Annotated in this window: 18 protein-coding genes; 5 read left to right on the top strand and 13 right to left on the bottom strand. The window is 43.1% G+C overall.

Going from position 1 to position 19,736, the window contains the following annotated elements:
* Nucleotides 1-6 precede the first annotated feature (6 nt).
* The gene (locus tag HFE01_RS03205; protein WP_167438192.1) at nucleotides 7-705 is read right to left on the bottom strand and encodes a 4'-phosphopantetheinyl transferase family protein; all 699 of its coding nucleotides are present in this window, start codon (nucleotides 703-705) and stop codon (nucleotides 7-9) included.
* Between the two features lie 226 nt (nucleotides 706-931).
* On the opposite strand from HFE01_RS03205, the gene HFE01_RS03200 reads away from it, so the two are divergent.
* On the top strand, nucleotides 932-2,398 hold the full coding sequence (locus HFE01_RS03200; protein ID WP_167438193.1) for an RICIN domain-containing protein: 1,467 nt from the start codon (nucleotides 932-934) through the stop codon (nucleotides 2,396-2,398).
* Nucleotides 2,399-2,506: 108 nt separating this feature from the next.
* Here HFE01_RS03200 and HFE01_RS03195 read toward each other — a convergent pair whose 3' ends face one another.
* Together HFE01_RS03195 and HFE01_RS03190 are read right to left on the bottom strand one after the other, a co-directional pair.
* Nucleotides 2,507-3,022, bottom strand: coding sequence for an acyl-CoA thioesterase (locus tag HFE01_RS03195; RefSeq protein WP_014599583.1), 516 nt, complete (start codon nucleotides 3,020-3,022; stop codon nucleotides 2,507-2,509).
* A 99-nt stretch (nucleotides 3,023-3,121) separates the two neighbouring features.
* A complete protein-coding gene (locus HFE01_RS03190) occupies nucleotides 3,122-3,670 on the bottom strand; it encodes a helix-turn-helix domain-containing protein (RefSeq protein ID WP_016820468.1) in 549 nt (182 codons plus the stop codon).
* Nucleotides 3,671-3,903: 233 nt separating this feature from the next.
* On the opposite strand from HFE01_RS03190, the gene HFE01_RS03185 reads away from it, so the two are divergent.
* The 3 genes from HFE01_RS03185 to HFE01_RS03175 all read left to right on the top strand — a co-directional run bounded on the left by HFE01_RS03185 (nucleotide 3,904) and on the right by HFE01_RS03175 (nucleotide 6,370).
* On the top strand, nucleotides 3,904-5,142 hold the full coding sequence (locus tag HFE01_RS03185) for an MFS transporter (RefSeq protein WP_017426681.1): 1,239 nt from the start codon (nucleotides 3,904-3,906) through the stop codon (nucleotides 5,140-5,142).
* A gap of 176 nt (nucleotides 5,143-5,318) precedes the next feature.
* Entirely contained in the window at nucleotides 5,319-6,044 is a 726-nt protein-coding gene (locus HFE01_RS03180) for an AzlC family ABC transporter permease (protein ID WP_016820470.1), read from the top strand.
* On the top strand, nucleotides 6,041-6,370 hold the full coding sequence (locus HFE01_RS03175; RefSeq protein ID WP_025364478.1) for an AzlD domain-containing protein: 330 nt from the start codon (nucleotides 6,041-6,043) through the stop codon (nucleotides 6,368-6,370). Before HFE01_RS03180 ends, HFE01_RS03175 begins: the two co-directional genes overlap by 4 nt.
* 38 nt (nucleotides 6,371-6,408) lie before the next feature.
* Here the strand turns inward: HFE01_RS03175 and HFE01_RS03170 are convergent, their stop codons facing one another.
* From HFE01_RS03170 to HFE01_RS03150, 5 genes are all read right to left on the bottom strand, one after another.
* A complete protein-coding gene (locus HFE01_RS03170; protein ID WP_243208122.1) occupies nucleotides 6,409-8,190 on the bottom strand; it encodes an ABC transporter ATP-binding protein in 1,782 nt (593 codons plus the stop codon).
* A gap of 106 nt (nucleotides 8,191-8,296) precedes the next feature.
* Complete coding sequence (locus HFE01_RS03165) at nucleotides 8,297-11,551, bottom strand: lantibiotic dehydratase (protein ID WP_107733910.1); 3,255 nt, start codon at nucleotides 11,549-11,551, stop codon at nucleotides 8,297-8,299.
* The gene (locus HFE01_RS03160; RefSeq protein WP_016820474.1) at nucleotides 11,526-12,203 is read right to left on the bottom strand and encodes a winged helix-turn-helix domain-containing protein; all 678 of its coding nucleotides are present in this window, start codon (nucleotides 12,201-12,203) and stop codon (nucleotides 11,526-11,528) included. The genes HFE01_RS03165 and HFE01_RS03160 overlap by 26 nt, the downstream gene beginning before the upstream one ends.
* A 50-nt stretch (nucleotides 12,204-12,253) precedes the next feature.
* On the bottom strand, nucleotides 12,254-13,519 hold the full coding sequence (locus tag HFE01_RS03155) for a lanthionine synthetase C family protein (RefSeq protein WP_016820475.1): 1,266 nt from the start codon (nucleotides 13,517-13,519) through the stop codon (nucleotides 12,254-12,256).
* Between the two features lie 75 nt (nucleotides 13,520-13,594).
* Nucleotides 13,595-13,747, bottom strand: a complete 153-nt coding sequence (locus HFE01_RS03150) for an FDLD family class I lanthipeptide (RefSeq protein ID WP_016820476.1) — start codon at nucleotides 13,745-13,747, stop codon at nucleotides 13,595-13,597.
* A 197-nt stretch (nucleotides 13,748-13,944) separates the two neighbouring features.
* On the opposite strand from HFE01_RS03150, the gene HFE01_RS03145 reads away from it, so the two are divergent.
* Nucleotides 13,945-15,306, top strand: a complete 1,362-nt coding sequence (locus tag HFE01_RS03145; RefSeq protein WP_019686785.1) for a lanthionine synthetase C family protein — start codon at nucleotides 13,945-13,947, stop codon at nucleotides 15,304-15,306.
* On the opposite strand, the gene HFE01_RS03140 is transcribed toward HFE01_RS03145, so the two are convergent.
* The 5 genes from HFE01_RS03140 to HFE01_RS03120 form a co-directional block, all read right to left on the bottom strand.
* On the bottom strand, nucleotides 15,307-16,041 hold the full coding sequence (locus tag HFE01_RS03140; protein ID WP_102997737.1) for an ABC transporter permease: 735 nt from the start codon (nucleotides 16,039-16,041) through the stop codon (nucleotides 15,307-15,309). It abuts the gene before it with no gap.
* A gap of 13 nt (nucleotides 16,042-16,054) precedes the next feature.
* Nucleotides 16,055-16,762 (bottom strand): ABC transporter permease, encoded by a 708-nt coding sequence (locus HFE01_RS03135; protein WP_167438195.1) that lies wholly within the window; start codon nucleotides 16,760-16,762, stop codon nucleotides 16,055-16,057.
* On the bottom strand, nucleotides 16,759-17,682 hold the full coding sequence (locus tag HFE01_RS03130; protein ID WP_017426675.1) for an ABC transporter ATP-binding protein: 924 nt from the start codon (nucleotides 17,680-17,682) through the stop codon (nucleotides 16,759-16,761). Before HFE01_RS03130 ends, HFE01_RS03135 begins: the two co-directional genes overlap by 4 nt.
* Nucleotides 17,683-17,827: 145 nt before the next feature.
* Nucleotides 17,828-18,763 (bottom strand): sensor histidine kinase, encoded by a 936-nt coding sequence (locus HFE01_RS03125; RefSeq protein ID WP_226888706.1) that lies wholly within the window; start codon nucleotides 18,761-18,763, stop codon nucleotides 17,828-17,830.
* Between the two features lie 131 nt (nucleotides 18,764-18,894).
* Nucleotides 18,895-19,614 (bottom strand): response regulator transcription factor, encoded by a 720-nt coding sequence (locus HFE01_RS03120; protein ID WP_167438196.1) that lies wholly within the window; start codon nucleotides 19,612-19,614, stop codon nucleotides 18,895-18,897.
* Nucleotides 19,615-19,736 lie beyond the last annotated feature (122 nt).

Here is a 19,736-nt window from a genome sequence, read left to right as displayed (position 1 = left end):
TGCATATTACGCCAAGGTTGCCACTTCCAAACGTAGTGTATTTATATCTACCTGCTGTACCTCCTGCGCAAAGTGATCATGAGCTGCACAGACAGCCATTTTATAATCTGGGTCTAGCTCATACTGCTTAAAATGACAATACTCCGTAGTAAAGCCCTCTGTCGTGAAACCTATAGACGGTCGTGCTTCCAACTCGAATGAAAAAGACTTTAACGGCAGCGTCAGCCCCTGCCCTTCGGCCTTCACAAAACTTTCCTTGAGCGTCCAAAGATCGTAAAAATAGGATAAACGACTCTCTGCATCCTGCTGCATTAATGCATCGTACTCTGTGTCTGAAAAGCATACCCTGCCTACCTCAAAATCAATAGGACGGAGCTGTTCAATGTCAATACCAAGCGGGTGATCATCAATGGCGCATACTACCCATTTTCCCGAATGGGAAACATTAAAATGGAATGCCGGCGCATTCAACAAGGAGGGCTTGCCAAAAGCATTGTATGTAAACTGAAGGCTGGCATTTGGTATTTTTAATTGCCGACAAACCAACCACCTTAACAGCACATCGGCGTATAACCCCCTCAAAGCGTCTTCTCGATGTAAAAAACGATCCAACTTGTGCTGTTTTTCCAGTGTAACCTGATTTACCAGTAATTCATAATGTCGCTCAGCCTCCGGCTTACTTGTATCAATCGCGTATATTTCCATGGTCGCCTCCTGTATACCTAATGGATATTAGCCAGTTTGTAACACTCACCAGTTGATTAAAGTCTGTTAAATTGGGATGACGCTTGCCATATACATGGTCAATATACTACTCTAGCACTTTCAATTCAATATGGATACAATTGGGATAAGTAGCTCTATCAAAACTACTTCATAGACCCTATTAATGAAAGCGCTTTAAAATAACCATACAGAGGAGGACGAAACAATGAAATATGATTTTGCCCGCTTGCTGTGTATTATGCTCACTATTTTGCTTTCGTTAAGCATTTTTCAGATGTTCTCACCTAAGATTGCTTCAGCTGCTTCAGCGAATGTAGTAAATGGCATTCAGTTTAAAGATACAGATGGAAACGTGGTCCATGCCCATGGGGGCGGGATGATTAAAGTGGACGGTTATTATTATTGGTTTGGTGAAAATCGTAATCCGAATGGAACATTCAAGGCGGTCTCCGCCTATCGTTCCTCTGATTTAAAAAGTTGGGAGTTTCGTAAAAACGTGCTGACCAGCAGTTCGGCCGCAGAGCTGAATGTATCGAATATTGAACGTCCGAAAGTGATTTATAACGGAAAAACACGCAAATACGTATTATGGATGCACAAGGAAAACGGGATTAATTACAACGAAGCCCGAGTGGCAGTTGCCTCATCCGATACTGTAGACGGAGATTATACGTATCAGGGCAGCTTCCGTCCGCTGGATTATGATTCGCGCGATATGACCGTATACAACGATAACGGTACTGCATACCTGATTTCGGCTACCCGTGTAAACGCGGATCTGAACATTTATCGTCTGACACCGGATTTCCTTCAAGTTGAATCGCTGGTGACTACACTTTGGCCAGGACAATATCGTGAAGCTCCAGCGATGTTCAAAAAAGGAGACGTCTACTTCCTGATTACATCCGGGGCAACCGGCTGGAATCCCAATCAGGCCAAGTATGCTACCGCATCCAGCATTGAGGGAACTTGGAGCAATACGATGAATTTCGGGGATAGTACAACCTATGGTTCACAGTCGGCCTACGTCATTCCTGTTGAAGGTACGCAGACGACCTCGTATCTGTATTTGGGCGACCGTTGGGCTGGGGCGTGGGGTGGTCCTGTGCAGGATTCTCAATATGTATGGCTGCCGCTGCGTTTTCCAACCGCGACCTCATTAGCTATGGATTGGTTCGACAGCATTAATATTGATACCGCCAGTGGTGTGGTGGAGGGCGTAACTACGCCGATGGTCATCGACCCGGATGCTTATTATCAGCTGGTAAGTCGCAAGAGCAACAAGCCGCTAGGCATCATTGGCAATGCGACGATAGACGGAGCAGATCTAGAGCAGCGTGCGAATTCCGGAGCACCAAGCCAGCAATGGCAGCTTAAGGATGCAGGCGGCGGATACTATAAAATTGTGAATCGGAACAGCGGGAAGCTGATTGGTGTTGAAAGCGGTGCTACAGCGGACGGCGCAGTGATCGAACAGTGGAATGATGGAGGCTGGTCCAGCCAGCATTGGCAGCTCGTATCCGTAACCGGGGGCTATTACAAGCTGAAAAATCGGGCAACGGGCAAGCTAATCGACATTTCCGAAGGTGCCACCACCGATGGGGCTAAAGCCATTCAATGGGGCGATAATGGCGGGACGAACCAGCATTTCCGTGTAGTCAAAGTGGAATAGCTCAGATCCTTATCAAAAGGAGCCGTCATCCGAACAGATCGTAGTGATCTCTAACGGAAAACGGCTCCTTTTTATGCTAAAACGGTAAAAATGGGGATGTCTAGTACACTACACTTCCCACGGAAAATCTGTCGTCAGAAAACTAGCCAGCTGCTTGCTTTCTTCCCTCCGCTGACGCCGTATGGCTGCGCGCGATGGAGCCGTCTGGTGTAATTGTATTTGCTCCTCTGTTTCCGGAATCACCTGTGGGACGGTCACTTTACGATTGTTCTCGTCCAATGCCACAAAGGTCAGGAAGGCGGTAGCTGCAATTTTGCGATCACCAGTCATCAATCCCTCGCGAATCACTTTTACGAACACCTCCATCGAGCTGCGGCCTGTCCAAGTTACGAACGCTTCCAGCGTGACAGAATCGCTCGGGTGGATAGGCAGCAAAAAATCTACCGAATCCGTCGAGGCTGTTACTGTGTTCGTACGGCACAGCTTGGCGGCAGCAATAGATGCGATATCGTCGATATATGACATCAATCGGCCTCCAAAGAGCGTGTTATGATTGTTGATATCGTTGGGAAATACTCGGGACGTCTTAAAGCAGTAGGTTTCTCGGATGTACTTGCTTTCCATGGGTTCTTTCCTCTCTTTTCCTCGTTGCTCTCTTTTTATATCTCAGGATTTTGCAGAATCCTGTGTGGAAGTCTGTTGTAGACTATATTAATCATCCCACTAATCCGCATAATAAATCAATACATAAAAATCGGCATCCTCATCCGAATCATTACGATAGGTATGGATATCAGATCCTTGAAATTGTACGGCGTCCCCTGCACTCAATCGGAGCTGTTGCCCCTGCATTTCAAAGTACATTTCCCCACGGATCATGAGGATCGTTTCCTCTCCCAGATGCTCTTCTGCCTTGTGTGTAAAGCCTGGCTTCAGACTTACCGTGAATACCTCGAACTTCTTTTCCGAGTGATACGGGAAGACAGGGTAAACAAAATAGTTACCGTCCTCATCAATAACTGGATGCAGATCTGCTCTACGAATCTTCGTGATTTGCGGCGGGTCTTCTTTAAGAAAGGTCGAAAAGGATACGTGCAAGCCGTTCGCAATCTTCCAAAGTGTGGTTACCGTAGGATTAGATTTCCCCTTCTCAATTTGAGCCAGCATCCCTTTGCTAACCCCTGTCAGTTCAGCCACCTTATCCAAACTAAGTCCTCTAGTTTTCCTAATTTGAGCCAAATTAGAACCAATAATATATTGCATTGAATCCACCGAATTATACCTCCTCGTATCCCAAAGTCTATATATGAAGAATACACAAAAGTGTCCGCTGTAGCTATAATTTACTGTTGACATTAACTATAAATGTCCTTAAACTTCACTTACTAAAACGTTTTTCAAAACTATTGTAATATCCTGAAGGAGGCCGCTATCCTGTGACTTTTCCATCCCTGAACACCCAACAGGCGAGAAAATCAACGTTGACTATCTAGGAGGGACTAAATTTGAATCCGCAAACCCGCAAGTCCCGCCACATGTACATGATGCAGCTGGCGACAATTTTTATTGGCTTTATTGTATTTGGTATCTCGGAGAATATAAAAGGTCCTGCCATTCCACGCATTCAATTCGACTTCAATCTGGATGAACAGCAGCTCGGAACATTGTTGTCTCTAAACGCACTTGGTTATTTGATTGCCTGCTCGTTCACCGCTGTCCTTGTCCGTAAGTGGGGAATCAAGGCGGTCAGCATCATTTCTTTTGCTTCCATGATCATCTCGGGAGTGTTCATCTACCTGTCGCACACGTATCCGTTCTTCGCTTCCTCCTACTTCTTGATGTATATCGGGAACGGCATGCTGGAGATTGCACTCGCAATTTTGGGGGCGAGGATTTTTGTGAAAAATACCGGCACGATGATGAATTTGTCTCACTTTTTCTATGGGCTTAGCTCAACAGTCGCCCCTTTGCTGGCGACGGGAGTCATGTCACTGACGGTATTTGGGCATACGCTGGACTGGCGGGGAATGTATCTGGCTATGTTGTCGCTCTGCCTGCTGCCGATTGTGGCCGCGCTGCTCAGCACCTTCCCGGGAGACGATCTGCAGCATGAGGAACGGACCTCACTCAAGACCCTAACCCGCGATCCGGCACTCTGGATGATGGTAATGATCCTGTCGTTTGGAGTAGTCTCTGAGCTCGCAGTTGGGGGCTGGCTAGTCAACTTTTTAGAGAAAGCGTATTCATGGAGCACGGTGAAGGCGTCCAGCATGCTCTCAGCGTTTTTTCTTACCTTTTCGTTGGGGCGCCTATTGCTTGGTCCGCTCACAGACCGGATGGGGTTTGTACTTTCGACGATTCTATTCTCCGCCTTCTCAGCGATATGTACGTTTGCAGCAATCGCGGGTGGGGAGAGACTGGCGTTTCTCTTTGCCGCATCGGGTGCCGGCATTGCAATGATCTATCCGACCGTGATGGCGTTCATAGCACGGAGATATCCGAAAGACAGTGATACAGCTATTACGTTCGTCGTCACACTGATGGGCATAGGTAGTGTCATTGGCAACTATGTGATCGGCTGGGTAATCGAAGGGGTCAAGATAGTCTACGGCGCAACCACTGAGCTTGGCATACTGCGTGGGCTTCAGGCGGGATATGGAGTTATTGGTCTATGTGCAGCCATCTGCGCGGTCTCGGGAATGATTCTCTACGGATATCTGAAAAAACGGCAAGAGCTTATATAAGCCACCACCTTAGGGTTGTCCCATAAGTCATGAACTGACTGGGGCGCCCTTTTTTTACGAACTACTTGTTCGCTATAGGGATTATTCAATATAACATACAATTGTATAATATATTGATACTTCACAATTTCCGTTATATACTATTATAAAATTTATACACTGGGGGTAAGGTTAACATGTCCATAGCTTCGGAATTGAGCGGAACGAAGCCCGATTCACTGAGCGTTTTACAAGGGGTTAAAGATTGTATTCCTACACTGCTTGGTTATGTATGTATTGGATTCGCAGCTGGCATTGTGGGCGCTTCATCAGGGGTTAGCACCATGGAAATTGGTCTGATGTCAGCGCTTGTATACGCAGGCGCCTCCCAGTTTATTATGTGCTCGATGCTGGCGGCAGCCAGTCCTCCGTCTGTCATTATTTTAACGACATTTATTGTGAATGCTCGCCATCTGCTTTTAAGTGCGTCATTGGCTCCTTACTTTTCTAAATACTCACTGTGGAAAAACATAGGCATCGGTATCCTTTTGACGGATGAATCCTTTGGGGTAGCGTCGGATAAATTGGCTAAAGGCGGGCAGGTCAGTGACCGCTGGATGAACGGACTTAATATTACAGCTTATCTCGCTTGGATTGCTTCCTGTGTGGCTGGTGGAGTGCTAGGGAATTGGATTTCCCAGCCGGAAGCATTTGGTCTAGACTTTGCCTTACCTGCAATGTTTCTGGCCCTACTCATTTCCCAGCTCCAAAGTGTCCAGACCTCCAAACTCAAGCATCGCCTGCTACTTGTGCTATGTATGGCCGTTCTAATGTACCTTTTATCCTGGTGGGTGCCATCACATATCGCAGTCATTGTAGCGACCATGATCACCGCAACGATTGGAGTGTTAACTGACAAATGAATATTAGTCCCAATGTCCTGTATATCATTATCGGCGGCATGATTGTCACGGCAATTCCGAGAATCATCCCCTTCGTCGTGCTGCAAAAACTGACGTTGCCCAAACCTGTGTTACAGTGGCTGTCCTACATCCCCATTTGCATCTTCACGGCACTGGTCATGGAAAATATGCTCGTACGAACTGAAACCTCGGTCACTCTTAATGGGCAAGTGCTTATAGCGGTCCTTCCTACGCTGGTGACCGCTTTGTGGAGCAAAAATTTGCTGGCTACTGTGGTTGTGGGTATTGTGAGTATGGCTGTAGTTCGAGTTTTGTGGTTAGGATAGAAAATCCCCTCCTAAAATAGGAGGGGATTTGTCCTTTCTTACGATCCGCCTGTCGCCTTTACCAACGGAGGTGACAGCATCTCTTGCTCAAGTTCACTTTCTCCTTGTGAAAGATACGAAGATGCTTGTAGCCTGAACATTTCAGCGTATACTCCGTCCATATCCATTAAGTGTTTATGACTGCCCGCTTCCACAATTCTGCCCTCCTTCATTAAAATAATGGTATCCGCCATACGTGCGGAGGACAATCTGTGTGAAATAAATACTCCTATTCTCTCGTGAACAAGCTGATCAAATTTTTGAAAAACTTCCTTCTCTGCGTGTGGGTCTAAAAAAGAACTCGGCTCATCCAACACATAGATATCAGCATTTCTCATAAAAGCCCTAGCTATTGCTATGCGCTGCCACTGCCCTCCAGATAGCTGTTGTCCATCTTCAAACCATTTTCCAAGCAGAGTGTTCAGTTTTTCTGGCAGACCAGCTATCAAATCTACAATGCCTGCCTTATCAATAGCTGCCCAAATGGCCTCATCATTTTCTCTGGAAGCCACATGACCAAAGCCTATATTATCCCTAACAGACATCTCATAATGTACAAAGTCCTGAAAAACGACGCCTATCTTTCCCCTAAAGCTGTCTTTATCCAATTCGTGTATTAAGTGTCCATTAATTAAGATTTCTCCTTCAAAATCAGAATACAGATGAGTGAGTAACTTCACAATTGTTGATTTACCCGATCCATTTCTCCCTACAATGGCTAGCTTCTCTCCTTGATGAAGAGTAAAGCTAACATTAGAAATGGCATTCTCCTCCGTGTTAGGATATCTAAACGATACATTCCGAAATTCAATACTGTGTATAGCGGACAAAGGCAAGTGTTGAACTGACTTTTGCATTTTCGTTTCCTCCGGCATATCCAGAAAGTCAAAAAGCTGCTTAATATACAAATTATTTTGACACAGACTTAAAATACCTTGTACAATGCTCTGCGACGTTGACTGGGTTAACGTGATACCTTGAATTAAGCTCACCAGGTTCCCCACTAAAATTTGACCAACATAAGTGGCTTGTATGGCCATGAAAATAATAAATGCGCATGCACCCTGATTCACAATCTGAAATGCAAGAGAAGTATAGGATCTACGAACCGCTAGCACTTTATCCTCACGATAAAACCCTTCGAGTATCATTTTATATCTTTTTCGCAGGTAATCTCCTAATTGAAATATTTTCACTTCTTTAAAACTATTATCTCTCGTCACCAAAAAAGACAAGTACCAGGATTCGCGTTGTCTTCCTGCTCTTTGAAAGTGAACATTAAATTCTCTTTGCCCAATGCGTAAAAAGGAATAGAATGACAAACATGGAATGAGAAAAATGAATAAAAATGCCCACCATCTCCACGCAATAAGAATAGCACCCGTCGAAAATAAGGTTACCACACTGCTCATAATGGCGAGGATCTGAGTAAATATTTCAAATGGTCTGTAATCTGCTTCTCCCTGAGCACGTTGAAGCATATTTTGCACATCTGCATCCTCAAACGACTGCAGAGACATCTTTTGTGCTTTTTCAATAATTCTGATATTTACCTGGTTTGATAGCCGGCTTTGAAACATTTTACGAAAAAAGCTTTCCCCAATATTGATCAGATCGTACAGCAAATTGACACCTATTAGAACACCAAAAGCTATAAAAACAGGCTGAAAGCTTCCTCCTGACGCTCCTGCCACAACACTATTAATTAATTCCCTCGTTGCTAAAAGGATCACAGCAGGAACGGCACCCTTCAACAAATTTGTAATAAGTATAGCGATCAAAAAAGTAGGGTGTGTGTCCCAAAGCAGCCTGAATATACGAGGCCAAAATAAAAAGGTACGAAATATATTTTGGTAGGACAAGGAAACCAGGTCATTGGTTTGTCCTTTAGACTGTGACATGGCGCACTCCTTTCCGATGCAACAGGTTGGCCGCTGTATGCTTTGCCAAAGCCATACATTTCATTTCCCGTTCCCGATTTACACCCAGCAGACGATTCAGGTGCATATGAATGATACTGCCTAAAATATCATTAGCATGATTCGTAAGCTCATGATTGTTGTCAGCCAGGGTTATCGCTTGAGCATACTGTTGAATCATGGCCTGTCTTTTTTCTACAAGTGCCAACAAAGCGACCTGTGTAGCCGTATCCGCTTGTCTAATCCATTCATATTCCGATTCTACAGCGGTAATCAATGCTTTTTTAACATCCCTGAACGCCTTCATATAAGGCTTGCTGTCAATTCTACCTTCTAGCCAGTCCACTTGCTCCTGAATCGTTAAACCAAAGCTGCTTAAATAGTGAATAATGTTAATCACAGCTGCAATCTCTATGTCCAGATTGAAAGCTTTGGAACGAATTCCTGCCATATAGGCGATAACCCATCGGCTATCCACGTCAAAAACCTGTTCTGCCAGGTCCATAAGTGTCTGCCCTCCATACCTCTCCAACTCAGGAAGGTATGTATCCAGTACCATATGGGTGATAAGTCCCTCTTCACGCAGCTCACCTGCCCACTGATTTAATTGCGCCAAGCCAGCACTCCATAGTTGACCTGGCTCCCCTTGAAACCGCAGACGAATATGATGCTCAGGATCAACGTACCGCAAAAAATAAGATTTTTTACTCCAATCCTCAAATTCCGGGTTATTTCGGAGTTGATCCAAGCTTAAGGAAATAAGATCCGTTTCCCTTTCCTTGACTCCATACAATTTAAGGTACAGCCATTCACCTCCTGGAAGGAACCCTCTATGAATGCCCGAAGGGGTATAAGCCATGAATTTTTGAGAATCCATCTTGTGGGGTAAACTTGGAATACTCGGCTTCCCCTTTATTTTTTTCTTCTTGAGCGGAAACACAAATTCCCCCATATATCTTCCAGCGGTCCCATGTAGCGGGGTATGGAATGGATCGCCCAAACACTCGGTAAGAAGCAGTTCCTGTCCTTCCCTCATCTTGCTCATCTCACGAAGCAATTCTTTGATATGGAAGAGATTGCACAGGTCCAATAACAGTCGGTTATCTCCCATCGTTAAATAAACATAGCGTGGCACATTCCACTGTTCTCTCCAAGTATGAAAAAGCTCCTCCCTTGCTTGAGGCTCAGTTAAATCTGAAATATTCAATGCAGCCTTGCCAAGCCTCCACTGCGCAGCACTAATAACAATTTTTCCATATACAAGTCTTGGCAAAAAAGGAGACTGCTCTAGTGGCCCCCAGTCAAAGTATGACCATGTGCCAAGCTCTTTGTTGGTGATATCGGTCAAGAATCTGAATATATGCGGTGAAAGCTTGTAATTAAGCATATGGGTTTGCAGGGGGATGATTTCTTTACCCAAACGCCTGGACTTGACATAGAAACGGTCGTGAGTTGCACCTATCAATAAATCATCCATGTGTAGTGTCTGCTCCTCATCTTTAGAAGAGGTCGTTCCGGACACGATTTCATATTCCATAAAATTTTTGCTCAGTGATATATTCGATATTTTTCCCTGGTCAGGCATAAAAACCATCTCTGCCAACAAGGCGTCGGGATGAAAGCATCGGTGATGATCATAAATATCAGAGAATTTCTGAACATACTCTTCACTAAACATATCCAGAAAACGTCCAAAAGTTTTACCAGCCCGATTAGAACCGGCGCTGGGCCCAAGTAAAAGCTTATAGTCTCCTAAATCAACTTTTTCAGGTGATTCGGCAAATATACTGTAGTATACCTCCATAGATTCCGGGGAAGTGTCATCATTATCGGATATCGTCAGCTGCTCCAACTGCTCATCTGAAAGAACGATTTCTATGTCATGGTTGGCAATGGCATTCGAAAGCCATTGAAAGAGAACTGCGTTGCGTTTAAATGCTTCCATGCCCATTGATTTTTTCTCATTGGTACGATACGTCTTTGGTATACCAAGTCCCCAATCCTCATCAAACAGTTCATTGATAGGGACCTCCTGGTACACTCCGTACTTTTCCAAAAAACGATTTAAATATTCGTCCAGTTCATCCGTTTTTGGGGATGAAAACAACCTGCACATGACTTCAGCTCCTAATGCAACATCATCGAGCACATGTCTCGGCAGCGTTACTTCTTGAGCTAATTTGACATCGACCTGTACAGGCGTTTTTACAGCAATGATATCTAGCATTTTTCCACATAGTTCCCGGTAGGCCTTCTCTCCTTCTCCAATCATGCACTGATTGTATTGTCGTAATAAAATATCAATTTCGTGTAAAATGTCAGTCCAATAATCAGACATGTCCATTTTTTTAATTTTTTCAAATATGTAATGAAAAGGTGAGTGATCCATCAGTGGAGGTCTAAGCTCGCTCAAAATAAACTCTTGCTCTACAAGCTGCTGCAAAAAATGAGCGATAATTTCCGTAGTAGCGTCAGGAAATGCCTCCAATAGTAATTCTTTAAGCTCCATCACCTGAATCGGATGCTCAGCAGCTTCAAACGTCAGGCGAACGACGTCCGTAAGCCGAATGGAACTAAACATTTCGGCCGAATCATCGGTTTCTGCCGCTCCATGCTTAGGCCGAAATGGTAATTTGGCGCGATCGCCCTTGATCATAACCGTTCGGTTTAAGAAAACCTTTAATTGATCAAATATGACTGGGTCAGACTCCATTTTTCGGACAATCTTATATATCCATTCCATGTCAGGTCTGGCTCTCTTCAAATGTTGATGATAGGTACCTATGTCCAAATGGGTAGTATCCTTACAAATCCCTTGCCCCACCCCTGAAAATAATCCAAATGGAGTCGTTCGGGTAGTCATCCGAATAAAATAACGATAAAAGCTATTCAGCGTCTTCTCATACTTTTGTAACTCTCCTTTATCTTCCAAAGCATCGTCATCGTTCAAGTAGTGTAGAAACTGCATAAGGGACGGAGAGGCCAATGAAATAGCTTCTCGAATTACAGCTTCACGGGAAACAAGCTTTAGTCGACGAGTGATTTCCTCCAAAGAAAGATGGCTATCTACATCTTGATCCGAAAACACCTCAAAATATTGCTCTAACGGTAGTAATGGGGCTCTGATTAGAAAATAATCACATGCGCTGAACCATCGTTCATTCTTATCTCTCGGTTCTCTATGTAGGTTATGAGCATCAGTGTAATGCAGTTGTCTCTTCACAACTGGCCACCTCCAAGTTTTTAGGAAATATATTCAACCTGTAACCGATTCCATGGCATGTTACCAGTATTTTCGGATGACTTGGATCATCTTCTATTTTCTCTCTCAATTTTCGGATATGCACATACACCGTATTAGATGTAGTAAAAGCATCAACTCCCCATACTCTGTCTATAATGTGATCAATCGTGGATGCACACTCTTTCGCTGTAAGGAGATACATCAATAATCGAAATTCCATCATCGTCAGCATATGCTCATGTCCTTGCTTCCAAATAACCTTACCAGCAGGATCAAAAATGACATTGGGTGATAAACTAATTGCCTCCTGATCTCTTTCCAACCCATATTCAGATGAAGCCATGGAAAGCAGTTGTTTGAGGAGATCCAATTGCCGTTTGTCATCACAATGATAGGATAGGAAGATAAATGGGACTGTAAATTTTTCTTTAATGGTGTGCCAGTGAGATAAATCCTCTAGCGTTACATGATCCTGATTCAAAGCTACACCGATGCACTGCTCATCAATATCCGGTAGAGCCTGGTAAAGCGAATCATAAAACATAATTTGAATGTTTTCTGGAGTGCTTAAAGTCTCAAAAAAATGCTTAATCTTCTTAAAGGATGATATAACCATAAATTTTTGTTTCATCTAATCCTCCCCAAAAACACGGCTTCAAATAAGCAGTTAAGACAGAGCTTTTACGAAATTAGAAACAATTCACTCCATCTCCCTGAATATTTAGGTTGTTCCTTCCCTACTCCATAGTCCAACAAGCTTAATGCAATTCCTGTTGCCCCTTGCAGTATTCCTATATTATGAACATGAGTTGTCCCCTCCAAGTCCTGATAACCAAATGGGAGCTCTTCATCGTATAGATTCATCAACTTTAATGCTATTTGGTCGGCAAAGCCTAATGCAGCTTGATTACCAGTGAAGTAATAGAATCTATGAGCCATATGAAGCAAACCCGCCAATCCATGACAGAAAGTGGGGGATAGCGCGTTTAAAAGCTCATCATCCAAGCAAAATACGGATTTCATAGCTTGTTCAGCTATCTTTGTCCATTCTTCATTGCTACACTCCATTCCTGCTCTGAATAAAGTCCATGCTATCCCACAGGTTCCATGGCACCAGCCTTCAATTTCTCTCATTCCTTCTTTGTTATCTGTCTTGTTCATTGAAGTCGCTTGAGAGCTTACAGGCCAATACAAACCATATTGATCCTCCTGAATTTGAATAAGCAAAAAATCGGCTATATATTCTATAGCCTCATGTAATCCTTTAACTCTAATCTTTTTTTGTAGGGCAGTGACAAGTAGTGCAAGGATTCCGGTGATGCCATGCGCCATTCCTAGATGAATCGAAGTCGAACTTCCCCTTGATACCGAATGTATATATTCAGGTATAAAGTGCGTTATAGTATCTAATAGTTGATGGGTCAGATTGCACATCTTCTCGTCGTCTTCAGGAATCTCTAATGTGTATCTGCCCACTCCGAGCAGGCCGTGGATAACGTCCATCTGCTTGCTGAACTCTGTAATTGTATTTATAACGGGTGACTTTACCCATTGAGTACGAATATAATCATTTATTTGATTTAACAGTTGCTGATAATTAGCTCTGTTATTTGAGGCAAGCAATATTCCATATGCTACACCTGTAGAACCATAGTACAGAGATATATCGGGTAGTAATATTAAAGAATTGCGATGTAAATACAACAACTGTGTATGCACATGTTCTGCCCAATTCTGATCAGGTTTCAGATAACCCCACTCGGCCAACAGCACGAATACACCTGGAACTCCATCAGCAAGCCAGCCGGGATTCCAAGGGGCCGTCCCACGCGAAGGTGAAAGGTTGTTTCTATGATGAACTATTTTTTCTGTATATGATAGGTCTATCAGTTTTTGTGTAATATTTTTGCTGATCTCAACTGACCTTTCCTGCAAATCTCCAACCATAATTCCTCCCCCTATTTTATAACCGGGAAAAGACACGGTTATAAAACCGTGCCTTTTGTACCTTGTTTCTCGTTATTAACACGTTTTGCAGAAAGAAAGACTAACTTGGCAATTCAAAGTACCTGTTGCACATGAAGGAGTACAGATAAGACCGCTAGCTGGTTGAACCTCTTTAGGAGCAACCTCATTTTTGGCAACTTGCAAGTCCAGATCAAATTGATTTTTCATTTTGCTACCTCCTTTTATTTTTTACAATTTTATTATAATTTATATAATCTTAACTAGACTTTATAAAACTCTTACATCCATCTTAAATTTAGTGAATGCAATTAAGATAATCCCTCGTTACTTTTTAGAATTTTTAAGGACAACTCGCCAGCTTTGAGCAACAATATAATGAAGGAAAAAATGAAAGGGGCATTCGTATGAAAACGGACCATTTTGTTATGGAAGCATGCGAGCAATTACAGGCAAAAGACTTCAGTACAACAATCGCCTTGCGCCTGAGTAACCCTGAATCGGTCTACAAAGCAGTCCACGCAGAGCAAAATATTTCACCCGAAACAAAATATCACCCATGGGGAGATACTTCGCTTTCACACGGTTATCCGGGTAATATTTTTTTACTATCTCAATGTCGTGCTTCAGATTCCACGTATGATTGGAATCAGGCAATCTACTTGAATATGAAGCACATTCAAGCTTCACTTGCTAAAAAAGGTCTGAATGATGTCTCACTTTACAGCGGCTGGACCGGCATCGCTTCTTCTGTGAGAGAAGCCTCCAATCATGGCGAATACTACAGCCATTTTTTACAGCAAATACATGAATGGATGATTCCTCTGACAGAACAATGGCTGCAATTGAATACAGCACAATTAGCTCTGCACGAAGGGATGCCCATGCAATCCTTTGATACGATTTCAGGAGCCTCCGGGATTGGGAGATATATTGTGATGAATTCAACCGATCCTAGTTGTACTCCTCTTGTCGAGCCTATTCTTCAATTTTTAACCGATCTCACATATCCTATAAAAATTCACAACCGCTATGTTCCAGGCTGGTACTCTCCGCAAAAGTTCCAATTTTTGGATCGTGATAAAAGCAATTACGCTATGGGTAATTTCAATTGCGGAATGGCACACGGCATTCCCGGACCATTGGCCTTACTATCTGTAGCTTACAGTTCTGGAATTGAAGTAAAAGGCCAATATCAAGCGATTGAAACGATTACAGAATGGCTGCTTAAGTATAAAAATGAGGATACATACGGCTACTACTGGCCTCATATTGTTCCTTTTGAAGCTGAAACAGGCTCTTTACAGTTAGATTTAAAACGAGCAAGAGAAGCCTGGTGTTACGGTACTCCCGGCGTTGCCTGTTCCTTATATCTTGCCGGGAAGGCTCTTCATGATGAAGAACTGCAAAAAATGGCTGTGAAGGCCTGTATCGGTGCCATTACCTATGAGGTTACTAAGCAGGAAATGGACTCCTCTGCATTGTGTCATGGTCTTGCCGGGTTACTTACGATCTCCTGGCGAATGTGGTGTCACAGTAAGGAACCAGCGTTTATCCCGCTTATTCAACACTTAACCAGTCAGCTGATAGATCGCTTTCAAGCCGATAGCCCACTTGGATATCTGGACCCCGAGCCAAGGGCAGACAGCTCTTTGGCCTGGCTGACAAAAGCAGGCCTGCTTGAAGGCGTCGCCGGGATTGCTTCTGCTTTATTAAGTGTTTCTGAGAACAAAGAGATGCCCTGGGATTACATGCTCATGCTATCCTAGCTACAGCCAATCTCTATTCACAAACATCTTTCTTCCAGCAAATAGATAGGCTAAAAACGTAAAAAGTACAATCAAACCAAGACTATAAGGCTCAACTCTAGGAGCATAGCTCGCTGTTTGCGGCAACATGATATAATAAGGAATCGTAAAAGGGAACCATGCGCCTATGGAAGAGTGAAAGCCTGTCATAACAATATTAGGCACCACACAGCAAATAGCCATTCCTAGTGAAGCTCCAAAATTGCGAATTTTTACCGAGAGCATAAGCTGGAGGGCTGCCAATGGTAGAATTCCGAACCACCCTCCCCATCCGGTAGAAAGGACGAGCATCCAAGGGATTGTTCCTGGAGCACCTGCTATATACCCACCTACAAAATAGCCTACTATGAATGTAAGCTGATCAAGAAACAGTATCAGAATGAGCAATATATATTTTGCATAATAGATTCGCTGACGGGGATACGGACTGCTCAATAAAATCTTCCATCCCCCGTCTCGATGTTCGTACGCGCACAAAAGAGAAGCAATAATTCCACAATAAAGTGGATAAAAAAACATCGAGTGAAATTGCGCCGCATAGGTGTATAGCATTAACCAGCTAGGCTCATAAAATTGCTTCAAATCGTTCAGTTCCAGGACTCCCATTAAAGAATTGATAACCGCATCTAATATAATGAGAATCCATACCATGACCCATTGAAGCTTCATCGCTTCCACGCGTAAAATGGATCCCATACTTCTCCTCCTCCTATTTGAATTCATGCTTTCTAAACTGTAGAGTACCGAGTCCTGTGAAGATGACCCCTGCACATAAAGCAATGATCACCCACATTGCGTATCCCTTAATTAGAGGACTTGATAGAGCCGGATACGACCAAGGTAATAATTTAATCCAAAGAATACTGGTTCGTGCCAAAAACAAGCTGGCAATAGAACCAAATATGCCAAATGCTAACGGGAATGCCTGATTAGTAAAAAGCGTAGACAACCAAAGTTGAATTGCAAGTACAGGCAGAGTAGCCAAGCTGGCGTTAATCGGCTGCAGCAGCATAACTCGCCAAGGAATGGGCTCGTTTGTATACAGCACCCAGATGAGACTCATCCCTGCTATCGTAATCAAGGCAGTACCAAACTGCAGAATCACAATCCAAAACAATTTGGATAAGTAGATGTAGCTTCTGGGAACCGGCATGGCCATAAGCTGCTTCCATGTTTGGGTATCATGCTCTGTACCCGCCATAATACTTGCTAGAAGTGTACCGCCAAGCAGCATCACAAACGAGATGAACATAAACATAACCGCAAAACCAGCATAGACTCCTCCCGGCCCCTGACGAAAGTAGAGATACCATTCCATGACAGTCATCCCTGTAAGGACACAGCCCTGTATTAGAGGAAGCCACCAGCATATTTTTTTCAGCTTATATCCTTCCGCCTTGATAACTTGGAGTATCATAAACTTCGCTCCTTACCCGTCAGCTCCAGGAATATTTCCTCCAATGTTTTTTTCTTCTCCCTTACCCGATAGACGGGGTGATTGTGCTCTACCAACACTTTGATCATCTCCGATGATTGTTGCCGATCCACAATAGGAGTTATGACCTCTTTTTGCTCCATGGATTCAGCTCCGGCAATCCATCCATGCTGCATCAGGGCTCCAGCAGCCTGAACAGGATTTTGGGTTTCAATGAATAATTGAGGCTTGCTTTTGTCTGTAAGTTCTTTCATCGTTCCCTGGAAAATCATTTCTCCTTGATTAATAATCCCTACATAGGTTGCGATCTGTTCGATTTCACTTAGTAGATGGCTCGAAACCAATACCGTCATTCCGTAAGCATCAGGCAGGCTCATAATTAACTCCCGAATTTCCTGGATACCAGACGGGTCCAAACCATTCGTCGGTTCATCAAGAATCAACAATTTGGGATCAGCAATCAACGCCATGGCAATTCCTAGCCTTTGCCTCATCCCCAAGGAGTATCCTTTTACCGGTCGATACGCATCTTTGCTTAATCTCACCAAATCCAGCACTTTATGAATTTTTCGGGTCGGCAGCCCACGCATTGTTGTAACGATTTCCAAATTTCGATATGCAGACAAATGGGCATAATAGGCAGGTGATTCAACCAGAGAACCTACATCCTTTAATATTTCCATGCGATGATCCTTGAGCTTTTTCCCAAAAATCTCAATCTCCCCGGATGTGGATTTAATCAGCCCGAGTAGCATACGAATCGTGGTCGTTTTTCCCGCCCCGTTTGGTCCCAAAAATCCGTAAATTTGCTTCTCAGGTACCTGGAGATTTATTTGTTTGACAAATTCTCGTTTTCCAAAACGCCTGGTTAGCTGCTGTGTATGTATTACATATTCAGACATTTCCTGATCTCCTCTCGACTTTTAATGCTGAAGTTTTAGTTACATACAGTTTACAGAAGGAAAGTTAACATCAGGTAAACAGTTCCTAAACAACAGGCAAAAAAACGAGCGGACTCCAAAATGTGAAGGCACAGATGTTAAAGAGTTACATATTTAGCGGTAAAGTAATTTCCACCCTGGTACCCTTTTTACTTCCCGGAAGAATATGAAGCGTTCCGTTATGAGCTTCAATAAAGCTTTTGGCAATAGATATGCCATGCTCTTTGGAATGAGACACCTGTATACATTCAGTTGGATTCATTCCTTTTCCATCATCTTCGATCGAAATATGAAGCTTATCGCTCTCTTTATTTACATCCATTGAAATATGTGTACCTGAAGGATTATGAATGATTGCGTTCATCAGAAAATTTTTCAGCGCTCTACCTAATAATTTACTATCGAAGGGCATGGTACATACTGCCTCCAATGACATAAAAGAAAATTCGTACTGCTCGGCCGAAGGATGGTTAGCGATATCTATGACTGTATTGCGGAGAAACTCCACAATGTCCTCCTTCTTCAGCTGGATCGGCAAGGCACCCTCCTTGAGCTGCATAGAAGCATTCAAATCCTGAATTAACTGCTTCATTTCCGTTACTTTCTCACTGATAGCCATACTAAAGCTTCTTTTTTCTTCATCGGACCAATCATACTCTTGAGTAGTCAGCATGGCTGCATATCCTTCAATATAGGATAATGGTGTTTTGAGATCATGGCTTACGCCTGCTACCCACTGCTGTTTTCGCTTTTCTATTTCTATTCTCTCTTCCTCATTACTGCGCAATTGAGCAGATAAGATGTTCATTTGTTCAAAAACTTCTTTATACAATTGATACGGAGGCTTATAATTATTTCTCTGATTTTTTTTGCGCTCTGGCAGTTCTAGCTCACTTAGCGGTGCCTGGAATTCCCCTGTTGCTATATTTCCAATCCATTTAATTACATACACCAAGGGTTTGCCTATATACCATCCATAGACAACTATAAACACAAGGCTCTGCACGATTCCAAGTCCGATCCAGAAGAGATCAATATTCATATTATGAGATGTACCAAATGTACTTTTTATAAAAATATATATAACAGTACAGATAAGAAAACAAAGAACATAGGCTAGAGCAAAACATAATGTTACTTTTATAAAACGAAAGGACATCTTGACGAGAGAGTTCATTCTTGCTCCCCCCTCTTGACTGATATCATTTTATAACCTAGCCCTCTTACATTAACTAAAAATTGCGGGTGCTTGGGATCAGGTTCTATTTTTTTTCGCAAACGGGAGATATGAATGACTACTGTCTTTTCATCACCAAGGAAGGTCTCGCTCCATATTGCTTCGTATAGCTGACGCACACTGAATATACGGTTAGGATGCTTGCACAAAAATACCAGCAGCAGCCATTCACGTGCAGGACAATCGACCTCTTGGTCTTGCACATACAATACACCTGATTCTAGCTCCAGACAAAAATATCCATAATCTAAGGTTCGTAAGGCAGGCTTCAAGTCCGCTGTTGTCACTTTTCGATATTTCATTCGAGCTTTCATACGTGCAACGACTTCCAACGGATTAAACGGTTTGGTAATATAATCGTCCCCACCAATACCAAATCCCATTAATTTGTCCAAATCTGTATCTCTTGCCGTCAAAAAAAGAATAGGAGCTTCCGTATATAGACGCATCTGACGACACACCTCAAACCCATCGCGATCAGGAAGCATAACATCAAGCACGACCACATCAATACGAGATTCCATCACGATTTGCAGCGCTTCTTGACCCGTGGCTGCATGCTTAACCTGAAGAAACCCTTCTTTTTTTAATACCGTTGTCAGCATATCTCGCAGTCCCTGTTCATCGTCTACGATAAGCACTGCAATTTCTTCCATAACCAAGGTTCTCCATTCTTTTTTTACATTTTTTACTTTCATTATAAAAGCAAACGGGCAGAATTTAAATCGAGTTCCATCACATATCGTACATCCCCGTGAATATACTTAATAACCAACAA

Origin of the sequence: Paenibacillus sp. EKM10P, from assembly GCF_011800655.1 — a bacterium.
Taxonomy (GTDB): domain Bacteria; phylum Bacillota; class Bacilli; order Paenibacillales; family Paenibacillaceae; genus Paenibacillus; species Paenibacillus polymyxa.
Note: the sequence above shows the minus strand (reverse complement) of the source record. Positions and strands in the feature narration are given on the sequence as shown.